Source organism: Phaeobacter sp. SYSU ZJ3003 (assembly GCF_041300735.1).
GTDB lineage: Bacteria > Pseudomonadota > Alphaproteobacteria > Rhodobacterales > Rhodobacteraceae > Phycobacter > Phycobacter gallaeciensis_A.
The window spans coordinates 1-1,736 of sequence record NZ_PXNU01000126.1; the positions used below are offsets into that span (position 1 = coordinate 1).

General features: G+C 60.6%; 3 protein-coding genes and 1 tRNA gene. 2 read left to right on the top strand and 2 right to left on the bottom strand.

The features are described from left to right. Window positions 1-157 precede the first annotated feature (157 nt). Entirely contained in the window at window positions 158-346 is a 189-nt protein-coding gene (locus C6W91_RS20980; protein ID WP_065272966.1) for a DUF6324 family protein, read from the bottom strand. A 104-nt stretch (window positions 347-450) separates the two neighbouring features. On the opposite strand from C6W91_RS20980, the gene C6W91_RS20985 reads away from it, so the two are divergent. After that, window positions 451-933: an N-acetyltransferase family protein gene (locus C6W91_RS20985; protein WP_370571589.1), complete on the top strand. Its 483-nt coding sequence runs from the start codon at window positions 451-453 to the stop codon at window positions 931-933. Between the two features lie 44 nt (window positions 934-977). Next, window positions 978-1,054 (top strand) — tRNA-His (locus tag C6W91_RS20990). 193 nt (window positions 1,055-1,247) lie between these two features. On the opposite strand, the gene C6W91_RS20995 is transcribed toward C6W91_RS20990, so the two are convergent. Continuing rightward, entirely contained in the window at window positions 1,248-1,604 is a 357-nt protein-coding gene (locus C6W91_RS20995) for a hypothetical protein (RefSeq protein WP_370571590.1), read from the bottom strand. Window positions 1,605-1,736 lie beyond the last annotated feature (132 nt).

Here is a 1,736-nt window from a genome sequence, read left to right on the forward strand (position 1 = left end):
GAGCCTACGGCTCAGGGAAAGCAACGCCACCCTTCAAGCAAAGTTCAACATCAACAGGGACATCCCCGGGTGGGAACTCAGGCGCGGTATGTGACGCGCCGCTTCAGTTATCTGGCGGGCGCCTGCACGGACACAGCCGCCCGTCCGGGGGCCAAGGTCAGTCCGACAGGCTGCGGGCTGCCTGAGCGGCGGCGCGGATTTCGTCGGCGATTTCCTCGGCTTCTTCGGGGTCGAAATCCATCGGGATCTCAATATCGCCGGCTTCGATGAAAATGCGGACCATGCCGATATCGGTCGGGCCGATCTGCATGTTCGCTTCGATATCGCGTTCGCTGTTGATGCCCATCGTGACCTCCTGTGGGTGACCTTCTACGGCGCATAAACGGCCTGAGGCATCCTGCTAGCCCGGAGCCTGTTGAAAGGCAAGCGGGCATCGTGGTCAGATAAGTCATGGAAAAAGTGACTTTGCGCCGATTCGAAGCCGAGGACAGCCCCTGGTTGGTGGAGCGGCACCAGACCCTTTACACGCAGGACGAAGGGTTCGACGACACATTCGGCCCGCTGGTGGCCGGGATCCTGCGGGATTTCTGCGCGGATCATGATCCGGAAAGGGAACGCGGCTGGATCGCAGAGGAAAACGGCCAGCGGCTTGGCTCGATCTTCTGCGTACGGCTGACTGATGCCACGGCCAAGCTGCGCCTGTTCCTGCTGACGCCCGAGGCGCGCGGCAAGGGCATCGGCAAGCGTCTGCTGACCCAATGCATGCAGTTCGCACGTGATGCGGGCTATCAGGATATGACGCTGTGGACCCATGAAAGCCACGAAGCGGCCTGCGCGCTTTATGCCGCATTCGGCTGGGAACTGGCCGACAGCAAACCGGTTCATTCCTTCGGACAGGATTTGATCGAACAAAGCTGGAAAACTGTGCTTTAACCCCCTTGCGCTCGCTATGTACCTAGGCTAAATCGCCCCCCAGTGCCGCCTTAGCTCAGTTGGTTAGAGCGCTGGATTGTGGATCCAGAGGTCCCCTGTTCAAGCCAGGGAGGCGGTACCATTCTCTCTCCTTTTCACACAACGCATTGATTGCGATCGGTTAGTGTGCGTGCATGGGCGCGCCCAAGCACCTGTAGGTGCTACAAGGGCTTGGCGGCAGCAGATCACCCGCATGCCATGCAGGTGAGCGTTGGTCTGATCCATCTGAACCCGTTGCAGCACTGCTGTGGCTCGCCTGACCGGTATGGGCGCGGTTATTCGCCCGTGGTCGTGGTGGTTGTCGTCGTGGTGGTACCGGTTTCGTCATCACCGGTCACGACCAGGAGAATCACACTGGTCAGAATCACCCCTGCGGCGGCGGTCGGGCTCAGCCCGGTTCCCTGCATCGCTTCGGGCAGCGTTTCGCTGGCGGCCTGGGAATTGGAGGCGCGGCAGGTGACCTTGAGCAGCCCACCCGGCAGGTATTGTGCGGAGACCGGAACCCCTGCACCACATGCGGCGCGGCTCTTTGCTTCGTTGAGGGCTGCGCTTGCGCCCTGGGCTGAAAGTGGCCCGGGAGCGGCAAAAAGAATCAGGGCGGCTAGGGCGGTCAGAGAACGGGGGGAAAACATTGAAGCCTCCGAAAAATCATTACGATACTCCCCTAGCAGCTTACAGACCTATGCCGTGCTTGCAACGGTCGTGTCTCGGAGTTGGTGGAAATTTGAAGGCGGCGTAATCTCCGGGTGAACATCCACCCACCC

Excerpts from the sequence above, each read along its gene's own strand:
- C6W91_RS20985 (WP_370571589.1), top strand. The coding sequence starts at position 451 with ATGGAAAAAGTGACTTTGCGCCGATTCGAAGCCGAGGACAGCCCCTGG.
- C6W91_RS20980 (WP_065272966.1), bottom strand. The coding sequence starts at position 346 with ATGGGCATCAACAGCGAACGCGATATCGAAGCGAACATGCAGATCGGC.
- C6W91_RS20995 (WP_370571590.1), bottom strand. The coding sequence starts at position 1,604 with ATGTTTTCCCCCCGTTCTCTGACCGCCCTAGCCGCCCTGATTCTTTTT.